Origin of the sequence: Acetobacterium wieringae (assembly GCF_001766835.1) — a bacterium.
GTDB classification, from domain to species: domain Bacteria; phylum Bacillota; class Clostridia; order Eubacteriales; family Eubacteriaceae; genus Acetobacterium; species Acetobacterium wieringae.
Genome location: NZ_LKEU01000035.1, coordinates 122,744 through 145,094, shown reverse-complemented (window position 1 = coordinate 145,094; position 22,351 = coordinate 122,744). Strand labels below are relative to the sequence as shown.

The window sequence follows — 22,351 nt, the reverse complement described above, 5'->3', positions numbered from 1 at the left end:
CTATCTTCGGTAATTTTTGAGATGATGAATTTCGTCCCGCAAATTGGCAGCCCGTTCAAATTCCAGGGCCTCGGCCGCCGTCAGCATTTCGACTTCGAGTTCTTTAATCTTCACATCAATATCCAGCGCTTCATCACCAATTGCATAGGTTGCCGGTTCCTCGGCCACCTTGGTCGCCTCGATAACAGCATGGATATCTTTTTTGACCGAACTGGGGGTAATACCATGGGCCTCATTGTAGGCGCTTTGGATACCCCGGCGGCGATTAGTTTCGCTGATAGCCCGATCCATCGAGGGTGTCATCTTGTCCGCATACATAATGACATGACCTTCCAGATTACGGGCCGCCCGGCCAACCGTTTGGATCAGCGACGTTTCTGAACGGAGGAATCCTTCTTTGTCAGCATCCAGAATCGCCACCAGACCAACTTCCGGCAAATCAAGACCCTCCCGCAGCAGGTTGATGCCCACCAGCACCTCAAAGGTACCCAGCCGTAAATCCCTTAGAATCTTCATCCGCTCGATGGTATCCACATCCGAATGCAGATAGTTCACCAGGACACCATTTTCTTTTAGGTAGTCGGTTAGATCTTCAGCCATTTTCTTTGTTAACGTGGTGACCAATACCCGATTGCCCCGACCGGTGGTTAGTTTGATTTCACCGAGCAGGTCATCGATCTGACCAGCAACCGGGCGAACCGTAATTTCCGGATCGATCAGACCGGTCGGTCGAATAATCAGCTCAACGGTATTCTGGCTGTGTTCTTTTTCGTATTTGCTGGGGGTTGCCGTAGTAAAGACAATCTGATTGATCTTGCTTTCGAATTCGGAAAAATTCAGCGGCCGGTTATCATAGGCTGAGGGTAGCCGGAAGCCATAGTCCACCAGGTTACTCTTACGGGCTTTATCCCCGGCATACATCCCGCCAATCTGGGGAATCGAGACATGGGACTCATCGGCAATCATCAGAAAATCTTTGGGAAAATAATCAATCAGGGTATAGGGTGGTGATCCTGGGGGCAGCCCGTTGATGTAGCGGGTATAATTCTCAATGCCGTTACAATAGCCCATTTCCCGGAGCATTTCAATGTCATAGTTGGTCCGTTGCAGAATCCGCTGGGCTTCCACCAGACGGTTGTTTTGGGTATATTCGTCATAGCGTTGGCGCAGTTCCTGTTGAATTCCAGCAATCGCCCGTTCCAGATTTTCCGGGGTGGTGGTGTGGTGAGACGCCGGGAAAATCGAGACATGGTTCAGCTCCCCATAAATCTCCCCGGTCAGGGTATCAATCTCAGTAATCCGTTCAATTTCATCCCCGAAAAATTCCAGCCGGATCGCCTTGTTTGACGAAGCCGAGGGAAATATTTCCAGAATATCGCCGCGCACCCGGAAATTGTTCCGCTCAAAAGCAATGTCGTTTCGGGTGAACTGAATATCCACCAGCTTACGGATAATCGTATCCCGATCTTTTTCCATCCCCGGACGGAGTGACAGCATCAAATTTTCATAATCAAAAGGACTTCCCAGTCCATAAATGCAGGACACACTGGCCACCACAATTACATCCCGACGTTCAAATAAAGCTGCCGTAGCAGAGTGACGTAATTTATCAATCTCGTCGTTGATGGACGAGTCTTTTTCGATAAACAGATCCGAATGCGGTACATAAGCTTCCGGTTGATAATAATCATAATAGCTGACAAAATACTCCACCGCATTATCCGGAAAAAAACTCCGAAACTCATTGGTCAGCTGGGCCGCCAGGGTTTTATTATGAGCAATCACCAGGGTTGGCTTCTGAACCGCTTCAATTACCTTAGCCATAGTATAGGTTTTTCCGGAGCCAGTCACGCCCAGTAAGGTTTGATACTTTAACCCCGCCTTAATTCCGTTGGCAATTTTTTCGATGGCCGGTCCCTGATCACCCTTAGGTTCGTATTCCGAGACAACCTTAAATGCGTGCTTCATATCTTTCATCAGCACCCTCCAATCAGTTTGATGAACATTCGTTCCATTATTCTATCACAGCTTTTTTTTAATGGCAAACAATAATCCTTATCATTTAATAAAATCTTAATTATTCCTCACCAATAGAAAAAGCATGCCGTTATGGCATGCTCATAGATTCTAATTGGTTCCACTAAGAACTTGTAAGGCTTTTTGTAGTTGAACATCTTCTTCGTCGGTGAAAAAGTTATTCTTCATAAAGTCAGTCGCTTCAATCACGATATTTGGCTCGAGACCTTTTTCGTGAATGTTGTTGCCGTTAGGGGTGAAATATTCGGAATTGGTCACCTTAAAGCCACCGCCATCAGTGAGACTGATGATTTCCTGAACAATCCCTTTTCCAAAGGTCTTGGTGCCGACCAGCTGGGCAGCGCCTGTATCCTGAAGAGCCCCAGCCAATATTTCAGCGGAACTGGCCGAGCCGCCATCAACCAGGGCAACCATTGGCAGACTAAGCTGTTCTTCGCCATCTGAGGTATATTCGGTTTTATTGCCGTTTTTATCAACCGTATAAACGACCATGGTTTCGCCCAGAATCCGATCAGCGATTTCCACCGCTTCCTTTACGCCGCCGCCGGGGTTACTACGCAAATCAATCACCAAACCGGTAATATTTTGAGCCAACAGTTCACTTAGCTGGGCTTCAAAATCATCAGCGGTTTTATCCGTAAATTCACTGATCTGGATATAGCCTTTATCGCCGATCACCCGGGATTCCACTGTTTTTGCTTCAATGGTTTTGCGTACCAATTGCATATCAATGACTTCTTCACCACGTAAGAGGGTGATATTAACGGTGGTATCAGCTGGCCCCTTTACCTTAGCCACTACCGCATCCGAACCGATCGTACTGACATCTTCACCATCCACCTTGATAATTTTATCGCCCGTTTTGATCCCGGCCTGATCAGCCGGTGTGCCTTTTTGCGGGGCAATTACATAGGTCACGCCCTGATCATCCTCTGTCACGACGACCCCAATGCCTTCATAGACGCCAGTGGCTGACTCCATATATTTCTTAAATTCTTCGGAGGTAAAATAACTGCTATAGGGATCACCCAGACTGTCAAACATGCCCTTGATGGCCCCATCAATTAAAGTGGTGTTATCAACATCCTTATAATACTCCAGACCAATCTGTTCTTTTAGCGCTAATAGTTTTTTTATCCCGGCGGCTGTTTCACTGCTGTCAACCGTCACAATCAACTTGTTGCCGATCAGATAATTGCCAGTTGTGGCCACTGTGAAGGTGATGATATTTGTGATGATCAGCACCACAATTACCACGATGAGTTTGGTTTTTTTTGACTTATTTTCCATTTTTTCACCTTATCCTAAATTTTATTATTATACAAATAAAACAGGAGAAAAGAATCATGATTCTTTTCTCCTGTTCTTTCGTTATAGTCTACAATGTTTCGCTTAAAAATATCCTAAAGGATCAACAAATGATCCGCCGGAAAGTACGCCGAAATGGAGATGGGCCCCGGTGGAATCCCCGGTGGAGCCGACGTAACCAACCACATCGCCTTTGTTGACAGTTTGGCCTGCTGATACTGCAAAACCACTCATATGCGCATACATGGCCTGGAGGCCGTTACCTAAATCAACAATAACACAATTTCCATAACCACCGTTCCAGCCGGCTGATAACACCGCACCGTTGCCCATAGCAAGGATCGGTGTTCCGGATGGGGCACCCATATCGACGCCATAGTGGGTCCGGTAATCACCCCAGATCGGGTGCAACCGGGTACCAAAGAAATCATCATCCGCGGATGGATAATAGCCCGGACACGGCCATTGATAGGTTCCGTTTGATGGGACAAAGGTCGTGCTGCCACCAGTGGTTGACCCGCCAGAAGCGGCTGCCTGGGCTGCCATCATTTCCCGAACCTGAGCTTCAATGCTCGCTGCGTTGGCTGCTTCAGCCGCCACAATTGCCTGATACTCAGCGACGATCGCCTGGTTTTGGGCCAAGAGACTGTCTTTCTGAGCTTTAATTTCCTGCTGCTGGGCTAAGGCCGTTTCCTGCTCAGTTTTTTTAGAAACTGTCTGCAGCCGGTCGGCCTCAATTTTAGCTTTCTTTTCATCGATTATTTTCTTTGTTTCAGCTAAAGCGTCCAATGATGCCTTATCCGATTCAATGATATAGCGGGACATGTCAACCTTGGTAACAAAGTCGGCAAAATCGGATGAAGTAAATAAAAACTCCAACATACTACCATTTCCGTACATGTACATAGTACGGACACGTTCGTTCATGGCTTCTTCCTGTTCTTTCCGTTTGGCTTCGGCAATATTGAGTTCTTCCTGAGTTTTGGCAATGCTCGCTTCCAATACGGCTATCTCAGAATTAATTTTATCAATGACGCCCGTGATTCGGCTCATTTCTTCGTTGGCCTTGCCGATTTCGGCCTCGATACCAGCAATCGTATTCTGGGTCATGTCAATCTGGTATTGTGCAGCCGCCTGTTTTTGATTACTTTCTGCCAGCTGTTCGGTCAGGGATGCAGCATTAACCGGAGATATCAGTATCCCCAATGTCACCATCATACCCACTATGCCTGAAATAATATGTTTTTTTGTCATCCAACAATCCTCCTGTGTTTGACTAAGTCTAATCATTTATACATCCAAGAATTTGCGAATCGCAAATACGCTACCAACGGCACCGATAAACCCTCCGTAAATCAGGAAGAAGAAAATCAATTGTCCCATCACTGCATCGGGAGAAGCCAAACTGGCATCCACTGGCAAAAATAAATTTCCGCCAACTAATCCCAAAATATAATAATAGGTGATCCGAATAATCAGGAAAGCAACAATGGCTCCCATCAACCCCAACAGCGTCCCTTCCAGAATGAACGGCGCCCGGATATAGGCGTTGGTTGCACCCACATATTTCATAATGCCAATTTCCCGTCGTCTTGCAAAAACGGTTAATTTAATCGTATTGTAAATAATAAAGATGGAAATCATTGATAACACCACCAATACCACTATACTTAAAGTATTGGTAAATTTATTGAAACTCACCAGTGCTTCCACATATTCCTGACCATATCGGACGTACTCAACCCCTTGGCCTTCAAACGACATGGCCAGGGTTTGAACTTCATCCATATCATCCGGATCAGTCACCCGGACAACAAAGGATGCTGGCATTGGGTTGTTTTCTGAATTATAACCACTGAGCAGCGGCGCATAATCTTCCAGACTGACGGTGAACTTTTCCAAAGCTTCTTCGGCACTTTCAAAGGTAACTTCTTCAATCAGGTCACTTTTCTCCAAAGCCTGTTCTATGGTTGCTTTTTGAGTGTCGGTAAAATCGGACTGGAGAAAGATTTTCAGTTCCAGTTTCGATTCCACATCTTTGGTCACTTCCTGAACATTGATGGTTAAGATCAGAAAAATCCCCAGGATAATCAACGCAGCAATTACCGACAGCACCGAAGCCGCACTCATCAGGTTATTTCGTTCAATGCTTTTTAAGGTATCCCGGACAACATTTTTGGGCATTGTTTTAATGGAACTAAACTTCATATCCGTACCTACCTGTCGCGTCATCTACTTTGAGAACACCGTCTTCCAATGTCAAAACCCGTTTTTTCATGGTATCAACGATTTCCCGGTCATGGGTAACCACCACCACAGTTGTTCCTCTACGGTTGATTTCTTCCAGAATACTGATAATCTCATAGGATGTTTCGGGATCAAGGTTTCCGGTCGGCTCATCACAAATCAAAATAGAGGGGTTGTTAATAATCGCCCGGGCAATAACCACCCGCTGTTGCTCACCACCAGATAACTCATGGGGATAGTGGTTCATCCGATGGGATAAGCCAACCATATCCAGAGCCAACGGCACCCGTTTCTGGATCTGCTTTTCAGATTTTCCGATTATTTCCATGGCATAGGCCACATTTTCATAGACGCTTTTGTTTTCCAGCAGCCGAAAATCCTGAAAGACAATCCCCATTTTTCGTCTTAAGAAAGGGATTTCTTTTTTTGACAATTTTGAGACATTAAAATTATTAATGTATACTGAACCTTCTGTCGCTTCAATCTCTCTTAAAAGAAGCTTAATAAATGTTGATTTTCCGGCCCCGCTTCGGCCCACCAGAAAAACAAACTCACCCTTATCAATAAAGAGACTGACGTTTTTAAGCGCATCGCTCTTGTTTTTATCGTAACCCTTGGTTACATTTTTAAATTCGATCATATCTTAGCCACTCCTAATTTACTTATCATTCGCTTGCTTTGACAGGGCATTTTAACACGCGCTATCCTATTTTCTGCTTAAATGTTTTTTGACAAGTTAAGATTATTTTAATCAAAAGAATGTTAATTGAAAAAGACTTCCGGGTATTGGTCCGTTTTTTGGCCTTCAAATCATTCCTCATTTGAAACTGTATTCATTTTAGCATACTTTTTGAATAATTTCATTAAAAAAATAAATATTTTGTAACAAATGTATCGAAATTCGTCCGAATTCCTGTTTTTCTATTGATTTAAGAAATTCAATTGGCAAAATAAAAAGAGAAAAGACGTTGTTCATCTTTTCTCATCATATATACCGTGTAACGGTTGGAAAAATTAATTCTAAATATAGGGACTAATTGGCGATCCATACAAACGCACTTCATAATGAAGATGAGCACCTGTTGAGTCGCCAGTGCTGCCAACCGCTCCAACGGTCTGACCGGCCGCAACAGTTTCACCTGATGATACATTAATTGCACTTAAATGGGCATATACTGCCGACAAACCATTGCCGATATCAACAATGACACAGTTTCCATAACCGCCATTCCAACCGGCTGAAATCACAGTTCCGTTTCCGGCACAGGCCACCGGTGTCCCGGTTGATGCGCCAATATCGACGCCAGCATGGAAGCGGGAATCACCCCAGATGGGATGGATTCGCCAGCCAAATTCACTGGTAATATTGCCATCGCATGGCCAGACATACGAACTGGAATATACCGGAGGAGCCGTTGATCCGCCACCGGAGCTGTCGCCACCGCCAGTATTGGTCGTATCCCCGCCTGTCGAGCCATCCGTCGTACCGGTGCTGCCGTTATTTTGAGCTGCCTGCTCGGCGGCGGCCCGCTGTTGTTCGTAATAGGCCTGTAACTGGCCTTCAATATCTGCCGATGTGGCTGCTTCAGCTTCTTCAATGGCCTTGTATTCTTCTAAGGCTGCCTGGTTTTGGGCCAATAGCTGATCCTTTTGAGCCAAAACTTCTTCCTGTTGAGTTAGTACAACTTCCTGTTCGGTTTTTTTCGCTACTGTTTTTAATCGATCTGCCTCAATGCTCAGCTTCTTTTCATCGATCACTTTTTTCGTTTCTTCCAGAGCATTCAGGGAGTCCTTGTCTGCCGTCATAATGTAACGAGACATATCTAATTTTGTAATAAAATCCGAGAAATCTGAAGCTGAGAAAATAAATTCCATGATACTGCCGTTGCCGTACATATACATCGCCCGAACCCGATCGCTCATGGCTGCTTCCTGTTCTTGCTTCTTGGCCTCAGCAATTTTCAGCTCTTCCTGTTTTTTTGCAATATTTGCTTCGATGGAAGATATATCGGCATTGATCGCGCCGATTATTCCATTGATCCGGTTTACTTCTTCATTGACTTTGCCGATTTCGTCCTCAATCCCATTGATGGTATTCTGAGTCATGTCGACTTGATACTTTGCTGCAGCCTGTCGAGCATTACTTTGAGCTAACTGCTCGGTTAACGAAGCTGCATTGACGGGTGCTGTTAAAAATGCCAAAACCAGGGAACCAGTAACGATACCTGATACAACTCGATGTTTTTTCATTTTTCCCCTTTCCCACAATTAATAATTGTGACCCTGTCTATTTGTTACTTTTACAGTAATTTTATTATTTTTGTAACGGTTGTATTATACCATAAACCTGTCGTAATTAAAACAAAAACAATAAAATAACTTGAAAATATTTTGTATAAAATGTTTAATAATACGATGTTTTTAATTTTTTCATAATAAAAAAGACACTCTAGTAATTCAGAATGTCTTTTTATATTTGTAAAAAAATGCTTAACTTAAAAAGCTGCTTTGTAGATCGCAATCACGTCTTCTTTAGTTGGACATTTGGGGTTACCACCGGTACAAATATCGGCCAGTGCCAGATCAGCCAATTCACTGAAATCTTCTTCTTTGACCCCGATTTCTTTTAGTCCGGCCGGAATCCCCACATCTTTGGAGAGTTTTTTTATGGCATCAATGGCCATAATATTGATTTCTTTCGGTTCACGGCGACTGGTGTCCACGCCCATCGCCTGGGCAACATCTTTTAGTCGATCACCAACAGCGTCAGCATTAAACGCCGTAACATAAGGCAATAGAATGGCATTGCAAACCCCATGCGGCAAATCATAGAATCCGCCTAACTGGTGCGCCATAGAATGGACGATTCCCAATCCGCCATTCGAGAATCCCATCCCGGTGACAAACTGACCATAAGCCATGACATCCCGGGCATCCAAATCATCACCATCTTCAACGGCCTGTCTTAGGCTACCAGAAATGGCTTTGATGGCTTCGAGATTAAAAAGATCAGTGAATCGTGAAGCACCGGCTGTGGTATAACCTTCAATGGCATGCGTTAACGCATCCATACCGGTGGCAGCCGTTAATGATTTTGGCATTTTGAGCATTAAAACCGGATCATTGACCGCTACGGTTGCCAGACAGTTGGGATCAACAATAACCATTTTGAGTTTACGCTCTTCATCAGTGATAACATAATTGATAGTCGCTTCACTGGCGGTTCCGGCGGTGGTATTAATCGCCACAATTGGCAGGGATTTATTGGCAGTTTTGCCAACGCCTTCGTAATCCCGTAAATCCCCGGGATTGGTAGCCAGAATGGCAATTCCTTTGGCGGTATCCTGGGGCGATCCCCCGCCGATACTGACGACAAAATCGCATTCATTTTCCTGTAAAGCCTGAAGACCAGCATTTACATTGGTAACAGTAGGGTTGGGTTTAACATCTGAAAATAAGGCATACGGAACTTTTGCTCCATCTAATACATTGAGTACATCTTGAACAATACCTGCTTCAACAAGTACCTTATCGGTTACAACTAAGGCTTTTTTCACGTTCATACGTTTGATCTCTGGCGCAATCAGTTCAATTGCTCCCGGTTCCATAATGACTACTGGTGGAAAATAATAGGTTCTTGCCATAAGAACACCTCCAAAATTATTCGTTTACATGATTATATGCCATCGAAATGGCTGAATAAATGGAAATTTTTTCTTGTTTGAGATACATTATTGAAATGATTGATCAATAACATGGAATAAACCGAACACAATAAATAATAAACGGCTTTTCTTATGATTTATCTCTTATTTTTAAGAATACTATTATATGATTTTAAAAAAATTGATAGAATTACGTTTTTAAAGAGGTAAATATGAAAAACATCAGTATTCTCGGGTCAACTGGTTCGATTGGAACCCAGGCCCTGGAAGTGGTTTCAGAAAACAGCAACGTTTTAAATATTGTCGGCTTAACCACCAATACCAGCATTGATCTGCTGGAAAAACAGATTGACACCTATTCACCCCGGATTGTCTGTGTGATGGATGGCGATACTGCACTGGTACTGGAAAAGCGCCTCAAAAAAAGGGGTTTAGCGGTGGACGTGGTAACTGGTTTAGAGGGCCTGATTGCCGTTGCCACGGCATCGGAAAATGATTTGCTGCTCACGGCGGTATCCGGAATGATTGGTCTGCAACCGACTCTTGCCGCCATTAATGCAGGCATTGACATTGCTCTGGCCAACAAGGAAACACTGGTAGCCGGTGGCCAGCTTGTAATGGATGCAGCAGCCGCCAGCGGGGTTTCGTTGCTTCCGGTTGACAGTGAACACTGTGCCATTTTTCAATGTCTGATGGGCAATAAACATGAAGAAATTGATCGGATCATTATTACCGCTTCCGGCGGGCCTTTCCGGGGATACAGCCACAAACAGCTGGAGTCGGTTACACTGGCCCAGGCCTTGAAGCATCCCAACTGGTCGATGGGAAAAAAAATCACGATTGATTCAGCCACCCTGATGAACAAGGGGCTTGAAGTCATCGAAGCTAAATGGCTTTTTAATCTGCGCAATAATCAGATTGACGTGGTGGTTCATCCTCAAAGCATTGTCCACTCAATGGTGGAATTTATCGACCATTCCACCATCGCTCAATTGGGGCTGCCGGATATGGCCCTACCGATTCAAATCGCTTTTTTTTATCCCGAACGGGTCGCCAACAATCGACCCGCTCTGGATTTTAGCCAGATTCGTGAGCTGACCTTTTCCGAACCTGATCGGATCGCCTTTCCCTGCTTACAGTTAGCCTATGATGCCCTGGAAATTGGTGGCACCATGGCTTGTGTCCTTAATGCCGCCAACGAGATTGCTGTGTCTCGATTTTTAAATCAGGAAATCAGTTTTCTCGACATTCCCCGAATCAACCGGCAGGTGATGGAACAACATCAGGTGATTGTCCATCCCAATCTTGATGATGTACTGGCGGCAGATGCTTGGGCCCGGGAAATTTCAAACGCTTATAACTAAGCACTTACGATCCAGAAATGGTACTTCTTTTAAGCGACATCTTCTGCAACTAAAAAGACAGCAGTAACTATTTACTACTGTCTCTTTTTTATTCGTCTTTATTTGCCACTAATCCCGCATTAAACCGTTTGCTTGATCTCGACGCTATTTTTAATTTTTATTGCTACCAATACCATTGAAATAATGCTACCAAGTATTAGTGTAAGTGCTGCAATTTGCCAGTCTGCCCGTGCCGATGTTAAATTAAATGTCTCACGTAAAAATTTCAGAGCATAAGGTGACAAAAACTGTCCAATCCCGGTTCCACTGACATAAATTGAAATGGCCACCGCCGCATATTTCGGGCTTGTTGCACTGGCAGCTACAGCCATCACAATCGCAGGGTTAAAAATTCCAAATCCAATTCCAAAAATAATGGCGCCCAGAATGAGCAATGTCAGGCTGTTCGCTGAGAGCAAAATCACAAAGGACAACCCCACACACAAAACACCGAATGAAGCACTATACTGTTTTAATCGTTTAGCAATGTTTCCATAGAGTAACCCCACCACAAATGCTGAAGCCGTAAAAATACTCAGAACTGTGGCGGATTGCGTAGCATTACCAATTCCATCCGCTTTCATAACCATGGCCACATTTGTCATAAAACTGAATTGAACCATATTAACCAACCCACAAGCAACTGCTAGAATGTAGGTCATCGTTGTTACTTTCTTTTCTTTTATCGCCGAATCGTCGACTTTTTCCGGTTTTTTAACCCCGGTATCCGGGAGTTTAAACCAGATAATCAGCGCAATTGGAATCACCAGTAAAAAACCAAGAAATGAAAAACGCCAATTATATGCGGCCAACATGCCACCCATCATCTGGAAAACCATTCCTGCCGCTGCACCAACCGCACTCTTGAAGCCCATCAGCTTGTTCGCCTGTTGGCCAGAGTAGAGGTCTGTAATGACCGCCGATGCCATTGGGAAAACCAAGCCGTATCCAGCACCGAAGACAAACCTCATAAATATCATAAATTGAAGATTTCCAATGAATGCTGATGGAATCCCACCGATAAAAATTAAAACCATCGCAATGGAAATAATTTTCTTAATACTTATGTATTGGGTCAACTTACCGGAAATCAGGGCAAAGAACACCATCATCAGCGAAGGAATGGTTGACAATAATTTAATTGTCTCCGGCGCCGCATCAGGAAATGCTTTTGCAATTTCGGCTAATGCCGGTGTCGTCATGCTGGTTGTATACATCAGTAATGCAACCGACAATGCAGCGATCTGAACCCATAGACTACTGTTATTACTTTTTTCCATTTTGTTTTCCTTTCGAGTGTAAAATATAAACGTGGTTAATTTATTAAACAATAACATCTTTTGCTGTTTTTGTCACCTCTTTTTTTGTTAATTATTAATTTTATACTGTTATATGCTTGTAGTAATCGTTTTTACATCGCTTTTTTTCGTAATTTTTGTTATTTCAATCGTATCATCACCATATCATTTTTTTAATATTTACCTTTATTTGTAATATTAGTTTGTATATTTTACACGTTTAATCTTTTGGAGTCGTTCCTGCTTCGTAAATTTGCGCAAAAAAATACCATCGCTCGCTGATCTCAAACCAGCAACAATGGTATTTTTTTGCATCGTTAAGCAGTTGCTAAATGCTTAACCCGCTATGACCATAAAATTTTTCTCAACTTTAAGTTGGATGGCATCAATCATCCCCCGAGACTCTTCGATGCACTGGTCAATAAAGCTATTTTCAAATCGCAGGCTCTGAAAGAGCAAACGAATTTCGAGTTCGGCCAGATACTCGCTGCTGCAGTCCAGATAACCATCATCCCGGGAGACATGGAGTCCATGAACAACAGCCAGATTTGCCAATGCCAACGCCTTTACTTCCAATCGGTCAAGTCCAAGCTTGTAAGACCGGTTGATGTTTTCGACAAACCCTACCGACGCACTTTCCGTTTTCATCAATGTATTGGTGTCACACAACTCATGATAAAACTGGTTCAAATGACGATTCAACCGACAATTACGATTTTGTATCCGAAACTCGATTGCGGTTCTTAACATCACATTGCATCCAGGGAATTTTTCGTCGATGGCCTTCTGGGTTTTTACTTTATTCGCAACCATATACTCATTATACACTTCCAGTGCCAGGTTGTTCTTATTTTTGAAATAATATGCAACCATCGCTTTGTTTGTTCCCGAGTCTTCAGCGATTTGTGCCAGTGTTGTTTTTGTAAATCCATATTCATAGAATAACTGTTTTGCAGTTACATAAATCTTTTGCTTTGTTTCCAGACCGGTTTTATAATTAGCCAACGTTTCTTCCTCGCTCTCTGATATTGATCTTATTCTAGCATAAAACGATTTTTTTGCAAGGATCGATCATTTTACACCGCTAAAAAAAGGTAATCTGATTGGAAGCTGGTAGCTGGTTGAGACAACCCTGTTTTTCAAGCGTTTCAATCACCGACTTACTGATCTTAGTACGATTCTGCAAATCCTCCCGGGACATATAAGGGCGCAGCTGCGCTTCTTCAAAGATCCGCTGGGCCGCTTTATCACCGATTCCTTCCAGGGCATTCAGAGGCGGCAGCAGGGCATCCCCAATGATTCGGAACTGACTGAAATGAGACTGATAGACATCCACATTTTTAAAACTGTAGCCCCGACACATCATTTCATGGGCAATCTCCAGCACTGTCAACAGTGACTTTTCTTTGTTGGAAGCCTTGGTGCCCAGTTCTTTAATCTGGTTCATCCGCTGCACCACCACCCCCTTGCCCTGACTGATCAGCTGGGCATCAAACTCGCTGGCCCGAACCGAGAAATAGGTAGCATAATAGGCCAGCGGATAATAAACTTTGTACCAGGCAATCCGGAAGGCCATGGTCACGTAGGCGGCCGCATGAGCCTTGGGGAACATATACTTGATTTTTTTACAGGAATCAATATACCATTCTGGTACCTTATTCTTGCGCATATCTTCTTCCCATTCCGGCTTCAGTCCCTTGCCTTTTCGCACCGCTTCCATAATCGTAAAAGCCGTTTTTGCCTCGAGACCGGCATAGATCAGATAGATCATGATATCATCCCGGGTACAGATGGCTTCTTTGATGGTGGCTTTCTTATCGCGAATCAGATCCTGGGCATTATTGAGCCATACATCGGTGCCATGGGACAAGCCGGATATCCGGATCAGGTCCGAAAAGGCTGTCGGCTTGGTGTCCAGCAACATTTCCCGGACAAAGCTGGTGCCAAATTCAGGAATTCCGCATACCCCCAAAGGCGACTCAAAATCATTATCCTTAAAGTTCAGCGCTTTCGTGGAGGTGAACAAACTCATGGTTTTTTCATCATCCAGCGGGATCCCCACGGGATCGACGCCGGTAAAATCCTTGAGCATTTTAAGCATCGTCGGATCATCATGTCCCAGAATATCGAGTTTCAGCAGTCGCCCACTGATGGATTCATAGGCAAAATGGGTGGTGACGGTATCGCTTTCGGTGTCATCGGCCGGACGCTGAACCGGACAAAAATCATAAATATCCTTGTAGGTTGGCACCACCATAATCCCGCCGGGATGCTGTCCGGTGGTTTTTTTAACCCCGGCACAGCAGGAGATCACCCGCTCCAACTCGGCCCGGGTTACTTTAAGATTTTTTTCATCATAATAATTTTTAACAAAGCCAAAGGCTGTTTTTTCAGCAATGGTGGAAATGGTACCAGCCCGGAAGACTTTGCCCTTACCAAACAACACCTCCGTATAGCGATGGGCTTCGGCCTGGTTCTCACCGGAAAAATTAAGGTCGATATCGGGTTCCTTGTCGCCTTCGAATCCTAAAAAGGTCTCAAAGGGAATGTCAAAGCCATCTTTATCAAGCTTGGCGCCGCAGTGGGGACAATCGGCGTCTTTTAAATCCGGCCCCACCCCAACCTCCGTGCTGTTGAAAAACTCGGAATGTTTACAGCTGGGACAACGATAATGTGGCGCCAGCGGATTTACCTCCGTGATCCCACAAAGGGTGGCTACAAAGGAGGATCCCACCGAACCCCGGGACCCCACCAGGTAACCATCTTCCATGGAATGGTAAACCAGTTTCTGGGCAATCAGATAGAGGACCGAGTAGCCGTTGCCAATAATCGAATCGAGTTCTTTCTTAATCCGTTTTTCAACGATCTCCGGCAGCGGTTGACCGAAGAGCTCCCGGGCCCGGCCTTCGACCATTTCTCTAATCTCTTCATCCGATCCTTCAATAACTGGCGGATAGGTGCCATCAGGAATCGGCAGGATCTCGTCAATCATCGCTGCGATTTTGCGGGGATTATCAATCACCACTTCCCGGGCGGTTTCGTCATCAAGGTAGTCAAACTCATCCAGCATTTCCTGGGTGGTTCGATAATACAGCGGCGGTTGTTTGCCAGCATCCTTATAACCTTGGCCGGTAAATAAGATTTCCCGGTAAAGGGCATCATCCTGATTGACAAAATGGACATCCCCAGTGGCCACCACCGGCTTATTCAGACTTTTTCCCAATGCAATGATCCGCCGGTTCAAAGTCTTCAGGGCCTCCTGATCCGCCACACTGTTATTATCAATCAGATATTGATTATTACCCAGTGGCTGAATTTCGAGATAGTCATAAAAGCTGGCGATCTGCTGGATCTCATCCTGAGACTTATTGTGAACCATGGCAGAAAACAATTCGCCAGCTTCACAGGCCGAACCAAGCAAGAGGTTTTCCCGATTTTTTGCCAGCAGTGACTTGGGAATTCGCGGCTTTTTATAAAAATAATTGAGATGCGACTCCGAAACGATCCGATATAAATCCTTGATGCCCGCCTGATTTCTGGCATAAATAATAATATGGTTGGTGGCATTAAGACGAATACTCCGTTCCCGGCTGGACAGGGTATTGAGGGCCTGGATTGACGTACAGCCTTTTTTCTCAGCCAGATCTAAAAGTTTGACAAATACCTTGGCCGATGCCGCCGCATCATCCAGGGCCCGGTGATGATTCTGAATATCAATTTTAAAATGTGAGCAAAGCTTTTTCAGATTATGGCGGGTAATCTGGGTCAGCAGACAGCGGGACAGAGCCAGGGTATCCACTGCAGTATTTTCCCGAACAATGCCATGATCAACTAAGGCCTTATTTAAAAAACTCATATCAAAAGGGGCATTGTGGGCAACCAGGATGGTCTCACCGGCAAAATCTAGGAATTTTTCCAGTGCCGCCCGTTCTTCCATCCCATCGGCCACCATCTGATTTGTGATATTGGTCAGATTTGTGATGAATGCCGGTATTTCACAATGGGGATTGACCAGGGTTGAAAAGCTGTCGATGATTTGTTTATTTTTAATGCGAACCGCCGCAATTTCAATGATCTTATGATTACCCGGTACCAGACCGGTGGTTTCCAGGTCAAAAAAAGTAAATTCGCCACAGAAGTCCTGATCCTGATTGCCATAAACCATGTTCAGTTGATCTTCAACCAGATACCCCTCCACCCCATAGAGCACCTTAATTTTTTTCTTGCGGCCCAGTTCCATCATTTCCGGATAGGCCTGCAGTACACCGTGGTCGGTGATACCGATGATATCATGCCCAAAATTGGCGGCCTGCTTCATGATCTGATCGACCTTGCTGACCGCATCCATGGCACTGAACTGGCTGTGCATATGAAGCTCCACCCGTTTTACTGGAGCATCATCGGTTTTGATGGTTTCTTTGGAAAGATTGATGTTGCGGGGATATAACATCATTTCCTGGGAATATTCATCATAATTGATTTTGCCTTCTACCAGATACCAGCAGCCTTCGTTGATTCCAGCGATGACCTCTTCTTTGTCGGTAAATAGTTTACCGGTAATACTGTTGGTATTATCGGTGATATTAAAGGTCAGCAAGGTCTTATTATTTTTCAGTGGCCGGGTATTGACTCCAAACACCCAGCCCCGGATGACCACACTTTTTCCTTCCGATTCGCCGTTGATATTAAAATCGATATTCTTCAACCAATCCCAGGAATTGGTTATTTTTTTTCCAATGACCACATCGCCGGGCTTTTCAGCCTTGGGAAGTTTGGCCGGGCTTTGGGTAGCGCCTGAATTGGATGCACTGCTGCTTGAAGCAACCGGCTTAATGGCCGCCAATCGTTTTTCCAGATCCTGCTGACTTTTTTCTGCCACCGAGCCTTCATCGGTGAAACGCACCACCAATTCTGATTCCAGACCATAATGCTCGGCAATCAGTCGTTTAAAACGACCCGTAAAAATCGCCAGCGCTTCACCATCCAGTTCTCCGGTGGATCGCCCCCGGACATAAAAGGTATTGCCTTCGGCAATCAAGGTATTAATCAGCAGAATATTGGCAATCTTCTGATTGATGCCAATCAACAACTGACTGACCCCCTGGCCATCGGTAGCCAGAAGATGCTCACCATCCTGATAGTTTAGTGGTGCCACCTCGATTTCCAGGGCCTTGGCATAATCAAATATTTCCTGCATTTCTTTTTTGATAAATTCGGTGTCCGTTTGTTTTTTCGGACTGGAAAATTTAAAAATCAATTCCTCGTTTCTGGAATTGATTTTTATACTATCGGTAATCAGATGATAATCCGCTATTATTTTTTGATATCGTTCCTGTCGTCGGGTTAAAATACTCAAAGATCTCGCCTCACATTTTTTCTATTTCATCCATTAACACCGAGATAATTTCATCCTCGGCAATGCTTTTTATTATTTCACCCTTTTTAAATAATACTGCTTTATTTTTTCCGCCAGCAATGCCAATATCCGCGGCCTTGCCTTCCCCGGGGCCATTGACAATACAACCCATCACCGCAACCTTGATGTTTTTTTCAACGGTTCGCAGCTGCTTATTAATTTCTTCGGCGATACCGATCAGATCAATTTCAGTGCGGCCACAGGTGGGGCAGGAGATCACTTCAACCCGGGGTCGACGGCCAGTGTATAAGCCAATGTCGCTGAGAATATCCCGGGCAACCTCGATTTCTTCCCGGGGATCACCAGTGATTGACACCCGCAGGGTATCCCCCAATCCATTGAGAAGCAGATAGCCGATGCCCAGAGCGGATTTAACCGCCGAGCTGCGCAGGATTCCGGCCTCAGTGATCCCCAGATGGAGTGGATAATCATAACTTTTAGAAAATTGTTCATAGGATTCGATGGTGAAGCGCACATCCGAAGCCTTCATCGAAACCACCATATTATCAAAGCCAGCATCTTCCAGAATCTGGATGTGGCGTTGGGCTGACGCGACCATCCCGGCCGGGGTGGCCTGACCCCCGTTTTTTATCAGGATTTCTTTTTCCAGGGAACCGGCATTGACGCCAATCCGGATCGGGATGTCCCGTTCAGTGGCCATGGCAACAATTTCCCGGATGCCCCGTTCCGAACCGATATTCCCTGGATTGATGCGCAACTTATCAACCCCATTTTCCATGGCACTTAAAGCCAGTCGATAATCAAAATGAATATCCGCCACCAGGGGAATACCGATGCCCTTTTTAATCCCAGCAATCGCTCTGGCCGCCGCTTCATCAGGTACAGCCACCCGGACAATCTCACAGCCACCAGCTTCCAGACTATTAATCTGGGCAATCGTCGCTTCGATATTTCTGGTATCGGTATTGGTCATTGACTGGATGGCAATAGGGTTTTCACCACCAATGGCTACCCCGCCGATGTTGACCACCCGGGTCTTTTTTCGTATTTTCATATCCCTCTCCTATGCCGCCAAACGCATGACATCATTCACAGCAATCAGAATTGCCAGGGCAATCAAGGCGATAAAACCAAAATAATTGATCTTCATTTCCAGTTCGGGACTGAGTTTCCGGCGCACCACCATTTCAATCAAAATAATAAAGATCCGTCCGCCATCCAGCGCTGGCAATGGAAACAGGTTGATGATCCCCAGATTGACACTGAGCATGGCAGTAAAGGCCAGTAAAATAATCAGTCCGCTCTGTAAAAAGGTATCCACCATCGATACCATGCCAATCGGACCAGCCAGTTGATCCAGACCCACCTGGCCGGTAAACAACATCCCAAAGCTCTGAAAAATCAGACCGGAAAACCGCCAGGTGTTTAAAAAGGCCGTGCCGATGGCATCAAAGACATTGGTATGACCGGTAAACAGGGCCACCACAACCAGGCAAACCACTGCAAAAATGATGTTCATCGCCGAACCGGCCACCAGTACCAGCAGCTTTTGGCCCCGGCTTTTGGCTTCATAACTGCGGGGATCAATAGGGATATTGGGATCTCTGGGAATCAGGTTTCCGTCTGTATCAAATTCCGGTTCTTCACCCCGCATTTTACAAAAACCACCCACCGGAAAGGCCCGAATTGTGAACAGGGTTTCTTTGCCCTGTCGGCCAAACAGTTTTGGCCCCATGCCAATGGCAAACTCTTCGACAAAGATGCCAGTTTTTTTGGCAACCATAAAATGTCCCAGTTCATGCACAATCACCAGGACACATAAAATCAGTAGTGTAATCAGGATGGTATAGAGATTCAAATTTTCACCTACGCAATGCCAATGGTTAGTTTGGCAAAAATATAAATTAGCGGAATAATAAATAGGATACTGTCAAAGCGATCCAAAATTCCGCCATGACCGGGCAGGATGGTGCCAAAATCTTTTATTTTGGCCTTTCGCTTAATCATCGAGGCGGTTAAATCGCCACACTGTCCGGCGATGCTGCCAAAAACCCCAACAACCAGATATAAATACCAGGGCAACACAAAACTGAAATAGGAGCTCAGAATGGTGCCGTAAAGAATGGTACATAAGGCCGCAACGACTACACCACCGACTGAACCGGCGATGGTTTTTTTGGGACTAATCAAAGGCGCAATTTTACGGTTGCCAATTGATTTGCCGATAAAATATGCCGCTGTATCAGTTGTGAACGCAATCACAAAAATCAGCCACATATAGTAGGGCCCTTTATTAACCGTTTCAAACAAAAACAGGTGACCAAACATAATCGGCACATAAATAAGTCCCATCAGGGTCGCACTGCCACGCTCAATTCCCGCATTTCCAGATAGGATTTCATAACAGAAAATAATGATAAAGGCTACCAGCAGAACCGGCATCAGAAAGTAATAATCCAGCTTAATGGTCACCATCAGCATCACCGTCAGAATAATCATTAAAACCACATTCATTTTTGGCCGTATCATTTTATTGATGGCACGGGTATATTCCATTGTTCCGACAAATGCCAGGATTGACACGCCGACAACCAGGATAAACCCTCCGGTATAGAGTATAAAAATAAGCAACGGCAGACCAATGACCCCAGTCCAGATTCGGGTTTTCATAGAGCTCTTTTCAGCCCGTCGATTTTCAGCCAGTGCCCGTTCTGCCCGACGACTCTCAAGACTGCTACTCGGCCGATCCATAGCGCCGATTCCTTTTCTGATAATTTTTAATCATTTCATAATAGACGTCGACTTCAAAATCAGGCCAATAAACGTCTGTAAACATAAATTCGGAGTAGGCCATCTGCCACAGCATAAAATTGCTAAGCCGGCTTTCCCCACCGGTCCGAATCAACAGATCTGGATCTGGTTGACCTTTGGTGTAAAGTTGATCACTGATGTGCTGTTCTGTCACGGCTTCCGGATCAATCCTCTGAGCGATCAGTGCTTTGACGGCATGAAGAATTTCATCTCTGCCACCATAATTCAGGGCAATATTTAACACCAGCCCAGTATTTTCTGCGGTGGTGCTCATAGCCTTTACAGCGGCTTCTCTGACTTTTTTTGCCAGTCCATTTACGTTGCCGATGACATTAATTTTAACATTGTTTTGATGGAGTTCGCCAACTTCTTTATGAAAATACTCAACCGCAATATTCATCAGTCCATCAACTTCTTCGGGACTCCTTTTCCAATTCTCAGTTGAAAAAGCATACATAGTAATTATTTTTATTCCAGCATCAGAGGATGCCCGGACAATTTTCTTCAATGTCTTCATGCCAGCATTGTGGCCAAATAACCGGGGCCGATTTTTCGCCTTCGCCCAACGGCCATTACCGTCCATGATTATGGCTATATGTTCCGGCAGATTATCGCTATTTAACTGACTCGTCATATTGCACCTCTATTTCTCTTATATTTAGGCAATTGTTTTCTTGTTTGTAATATCAATATTATATGCTATTTTAAAAGATTTGTAAATTCTCTCACCTGGAGCTCAATTGAAACAAGATTTCCTTAAGACTCAATTCTCCATCTTCATAACAGCTTTTTCTCCGTCAAAAAAGGAAAAACCTCAGGCTAAGCCTGAGGTCTTCCTGGAAATTATTGTGAAAATGAGAATTATTGATATCAATATAACATCTTTCAGGCAAAAAGTAAACGATTAAATAAAAATAATTTTATTTTTATTCTGATTAAGAATAACCTTAACCATTTTAACGTTGCGTTTATCATTTTAACCGTTACCCATAGAATTAAAATCGTCGCTGCTTACTATAATCATTTTTTTGTTGCTGAAAGATAACGATACAGAGTCGGCACCGATACCCCCATACACTTGGCCAAATACCAGACCGTGCCCTTAACCGAAAAAGTACCCATCTCATTGAGTTTTCCGACCAGTTCAATTTTTTCATCCTTGGATAAAGACTTCAGTTTTTTCAACAGATCCCGGGAGATGTGATTTAAATTATTGTCGACCAATTCTTTGACATCAATGTTTATTTTATCCGGGCCTTTTTCTTGTTCAGCGGTCTCTACGAGCGGTGGCCGGATCATCTTATCCAAGAGTTCTCTGGCGGCAATTAAGTCCTGGCAATCCGAGTTGATACAGATCATCCCGATTAAAACGTCATTTTCATCCTTAATAAACCATGATGCCGATTTAATTGATTCTTTCTTCTTGAATTTTTTGGGATCATTGTTCATATAGGGTACTTTTTTGTGCACTTCACTTCTGAGAATTCTCAGATTCGTTTCAGTAATCGGATCACCAACCTTCCGACCGCTGATATGGCCATTGCGAATCGCAATCACGGAATGATGCCAGTCCGTCAGATCATGAAGTACCACTTCCGTATTATCGCCCATAAAATCGGCTAAAAAATCTACCAGTGACACATAGTTCTGCAATTTTTTGTTCAAACTTCCCCTCGCTTTTTTCATCGTCACATTCAGTCAATAAGATACCCATGATCATTTGCCGAAACGGCATGACCATGGGCGTTTAAATTATTCGATCTGTTTTTCAGCATTAGTAATCTTATTTTACAGCAATGGCTTCAATTTCGAAAAGTGCTGCCTTGGGCAAAGCCGCTACCTGCATACAGGAACGGGCAGGATACTCTGCCTGGCCTTCAAAGAATTCGGCATAAATGTCATTGACCACCCCAAAATCAGCCATATTTGCCAGAAACACCGTGGTTTTAACAATATCGCTCCGACTGAATCCAGCCTCTTCCAAAACAGCATTCAAATTGTCCAAACCTCGTTTAGCCTGCTCCGCTACGCCTTCTGCCAATTCACCGGTTTCCGGAATCAGACCCAACTGACCCGACGTGTATAAGGTATCCCCCACTAAATAAGCGTGTGAATATGGCCCTACTGCCGCCGGGGCTTTCTTCGCAATTATTGCTTTTTTATTCATATTGACTTCTCCTTAAATTAGTTTTTTGCCTATCGATT

At 44.4% G+C, this 22,351-nt stretch carries 17 protein-coding genes; 1 reads left to right on the top strand and 16 read right to left on the bottom strand.

Features of this window, described 5'->3' with window-relative positions; translation table 11 throughout:
- The 7 genes from uvrB to ACWI_RS13050 form a co-directional block, all read right to left on the bottom strand.
- A complete protein-coding gene (gene uvrB / locus ACWI_RS13080) occupies positions 1-1,977 on the bottom strand; it encodes an excinuclease ABC subunit UvrB (protein WP_276495646.1) in 1,977 nt (658 codons plus the stop codon).
- A gap of 150 nt (positions 1,978-2,127) precedes the next feature.
- The gene (locus ACWI_RS13075) at positions 2,128-3,327 is read right to left on the bottom strand and encodes a S41 family peptidase (protein ID WP_070371878.1); all 1,200 of its coding nucleotides are present in this window, start codon (positions 3,325-3,327) and stop codon (positions 2,128-2,130) included.
- A gap of 102 nt (positions 3,328-3,429) precedes the next feature.
- Positions 3,430-4,599 (bottom strand): murein hydrolase activator EnvC family protein, encoded by a 1,170-nt coding sequence (locus ACWI_RS13070; protein ID WP_070371877.1) that lies wholly within the window; start codon positions 4,597-4,599, stop codon positions 3,430-3,432.
- 36 nt (positions 4,600-4,635) lie between these two features.
- Positions 4,636-5,553, bottom strand: a complete 918-nt coding sequence (gene ftsX / locus ACWI_RS13065; protein WP_084633686.1) for a permease-like cell division protein FtsX — start codon at positions 5,551-5,553, stop codon at positions 4,636-4,638.
- Positions 5,543-6,232, bottom strand: a complete 690-nt coding sequence (gene ftsE, locus ACWI_RS13060) for a cell division ATP-binding protein FtsE (RefSeq protein WP_070371876.1) — start codon at positions 6,230-6,232, stop codon at positions 5,543-5,545. The genes ftsX and ftsE overlap by 11 nt, the downstream gene beginning before the upstream one ends.
- A 380-nt stretch (positions 6,233-6,612) precedes the next feature.
- On the bottom strand, positions 6,613-7,842 hold the full coding sequence (locus ACWI_RS13055) for a murein hydrolase activator EnvC family protein (RefSeq protein ID WP_070371875.1): 1,230 nt from the start codon (positions 7,840-7,842) through the stop codon (positions 6,613-6,615).
- A gap of 245 nt (positions 7,843-8,087) precedes the next feature.
- Positions 8,088-9,236 (bottom strand): iron-containing alcohol dehydrogenase, encoded by a 1,149-nt coding sequence (locus tag ACWI_RS13050; RefSeq protein ID WP_070371874.1) that lies wholly within the window; start codon positions 9,234-9,236, stop codon positions 8,088-8,090.
- 233 nt (positions 9,237-9,469) lie between these two features.
- Here ACWI_RS13050 and ACWI_RS13045 point away from each other — a divergent pair, with 233 nt between their 5' ends.
- On the top strand, positions 9,470-10,621 hold the full coding sequence (locus ACWI_RS13045) for a 1-deoxy-D-xylulose-5-phosphate reductoisomerase (RefSeq protein WP_070371873.1): 1,152 nt from the start codon (positions 9,470-9,472) through the stop codon (positions 10,619-10,621).
- 119 nt (positions 10,622-10,740) lie between these two features.
- Here the strand turns inward: ACWI_RS13045 and ACWI_RS13040 are convergent, their stop codons facing one another.
- The 9 genes from ACWI_RS13040 to ACWI_RS13000 all read right to left on the bottom strand — a co-directional run bounded on the left by ACWI_RS13040 (position 10,741) and on the right by ACWI_RS13000 (position 22,313).
- A complete protein-coding gene (locus ACWI_RS13040; protein ID WP_070371872.1) occupies positions 10,741-11,940 on the bottom strand; it encodes an MFS transporter in 1,200 nt (399 codons plus the stop codon).
- Positions 11,941-12,294: 354 nt separating this feature from the next.
- Positions 12,295-12,963, bottom strand: coding sequence for a TetR/AcrR family transcriptional regulator (locus ACWI_RS13035; RefSeq protein ID WP_070371871.1), 669 nt, complete (start codon positions 12,961-12,963; stop codon positions 12,295-12,297).
- A gap of 79 nt (positions 12,964-13,042) precedes the next feature.
- Positions 13,043-17,314 carry a PolC-type DNA polymerase III gene (locus ACWI_RS13030; RefSeq protein WP_070371870.1) on the bottom strand — a complete coding sequence of 1,424 codons (4,272 nt, stop codon included), beginning with the start codon at positions 17,312-17,314 and terminating at the stop codon, positions 13,043-13,045.
- Between the two features lie 10 nt (positions 17,315-17,324).
- Positions 17,325-18,389, bottom strand: coding sequence for a flavodoxin-dependent (E)-4-hydroxy-3-methylbut-2-enyl-diphosphate synthase (gene ispG / locus ACWI_RS13025; RefSeq protein WP_175440952.1), 1,065 nt, complete (start codon positions 18,387-18,389; stop codon positions 17,325-17,327).
- 9 nt (positions 18,390-18,398) lie between these two features.
- Entirely contained in the window at positions 18,399-19,193 is a 795-nt protein-coding gene (locus ACWI_RS13020; protein ID WP_070371869.1) for a M50 family metallopeptidase, read from the bottom strand.
- A gap of 8 nt (positions 19,194-19,201) precedes the next feature.
- Entirely contained in the window at positions 19,202-20,086 is an 885-nt protein-coding gene (locus ACWI_RS13015) for a phosphatidate cytidylyltransferase (RefSeq protein WP_084633685.1), read from the bottom strand.
- The gene (locus ACWI_RS13010) at positions 20,070-20,780 is read right to left on the bottom strand and encodes an isoprenyl transferase (protein ID WP_070371868.1); all 711 of its coding nucleotides are present in this window, start codon (positions 20,778-20,780) and stop codon (positions 20,070-20,072) included. Before ACWI_RS13010 ends, ACWI_RS13015 begins: the two co-directional genes overlap by 17 nt.
- A gap of 386 nt (positions 20,781-21,166) precedes the next feature.
- Positions 21,167-21,811 (bottom strand): helix-turn-helix transcriptional regulator, encoded by a 645-nt coding sequence (locus ACWI_RS13005; RefSeq protein ID WP_070371867.1) that lies wholly within the window; start codon positions 21,809-21,811, stop codon positions 21,167-21,169.
- Positions 21,812-21,929: 118 nt separating this feature from the next.
- The gene (locus ACWI_RS13000; protein WP_070371866.1) at positions 21,930-22,313 is read right to left on the bottom strand and encodes a Rid family detoxifying hydrolase; all 384 of its coding nucleotides are present in this window, start codon (positions 22,311-22,313) and stop codon (positions 21,930-21,932) included.
- Positions 22,314-22,351 lie beyond the last annotated feature (38 nt).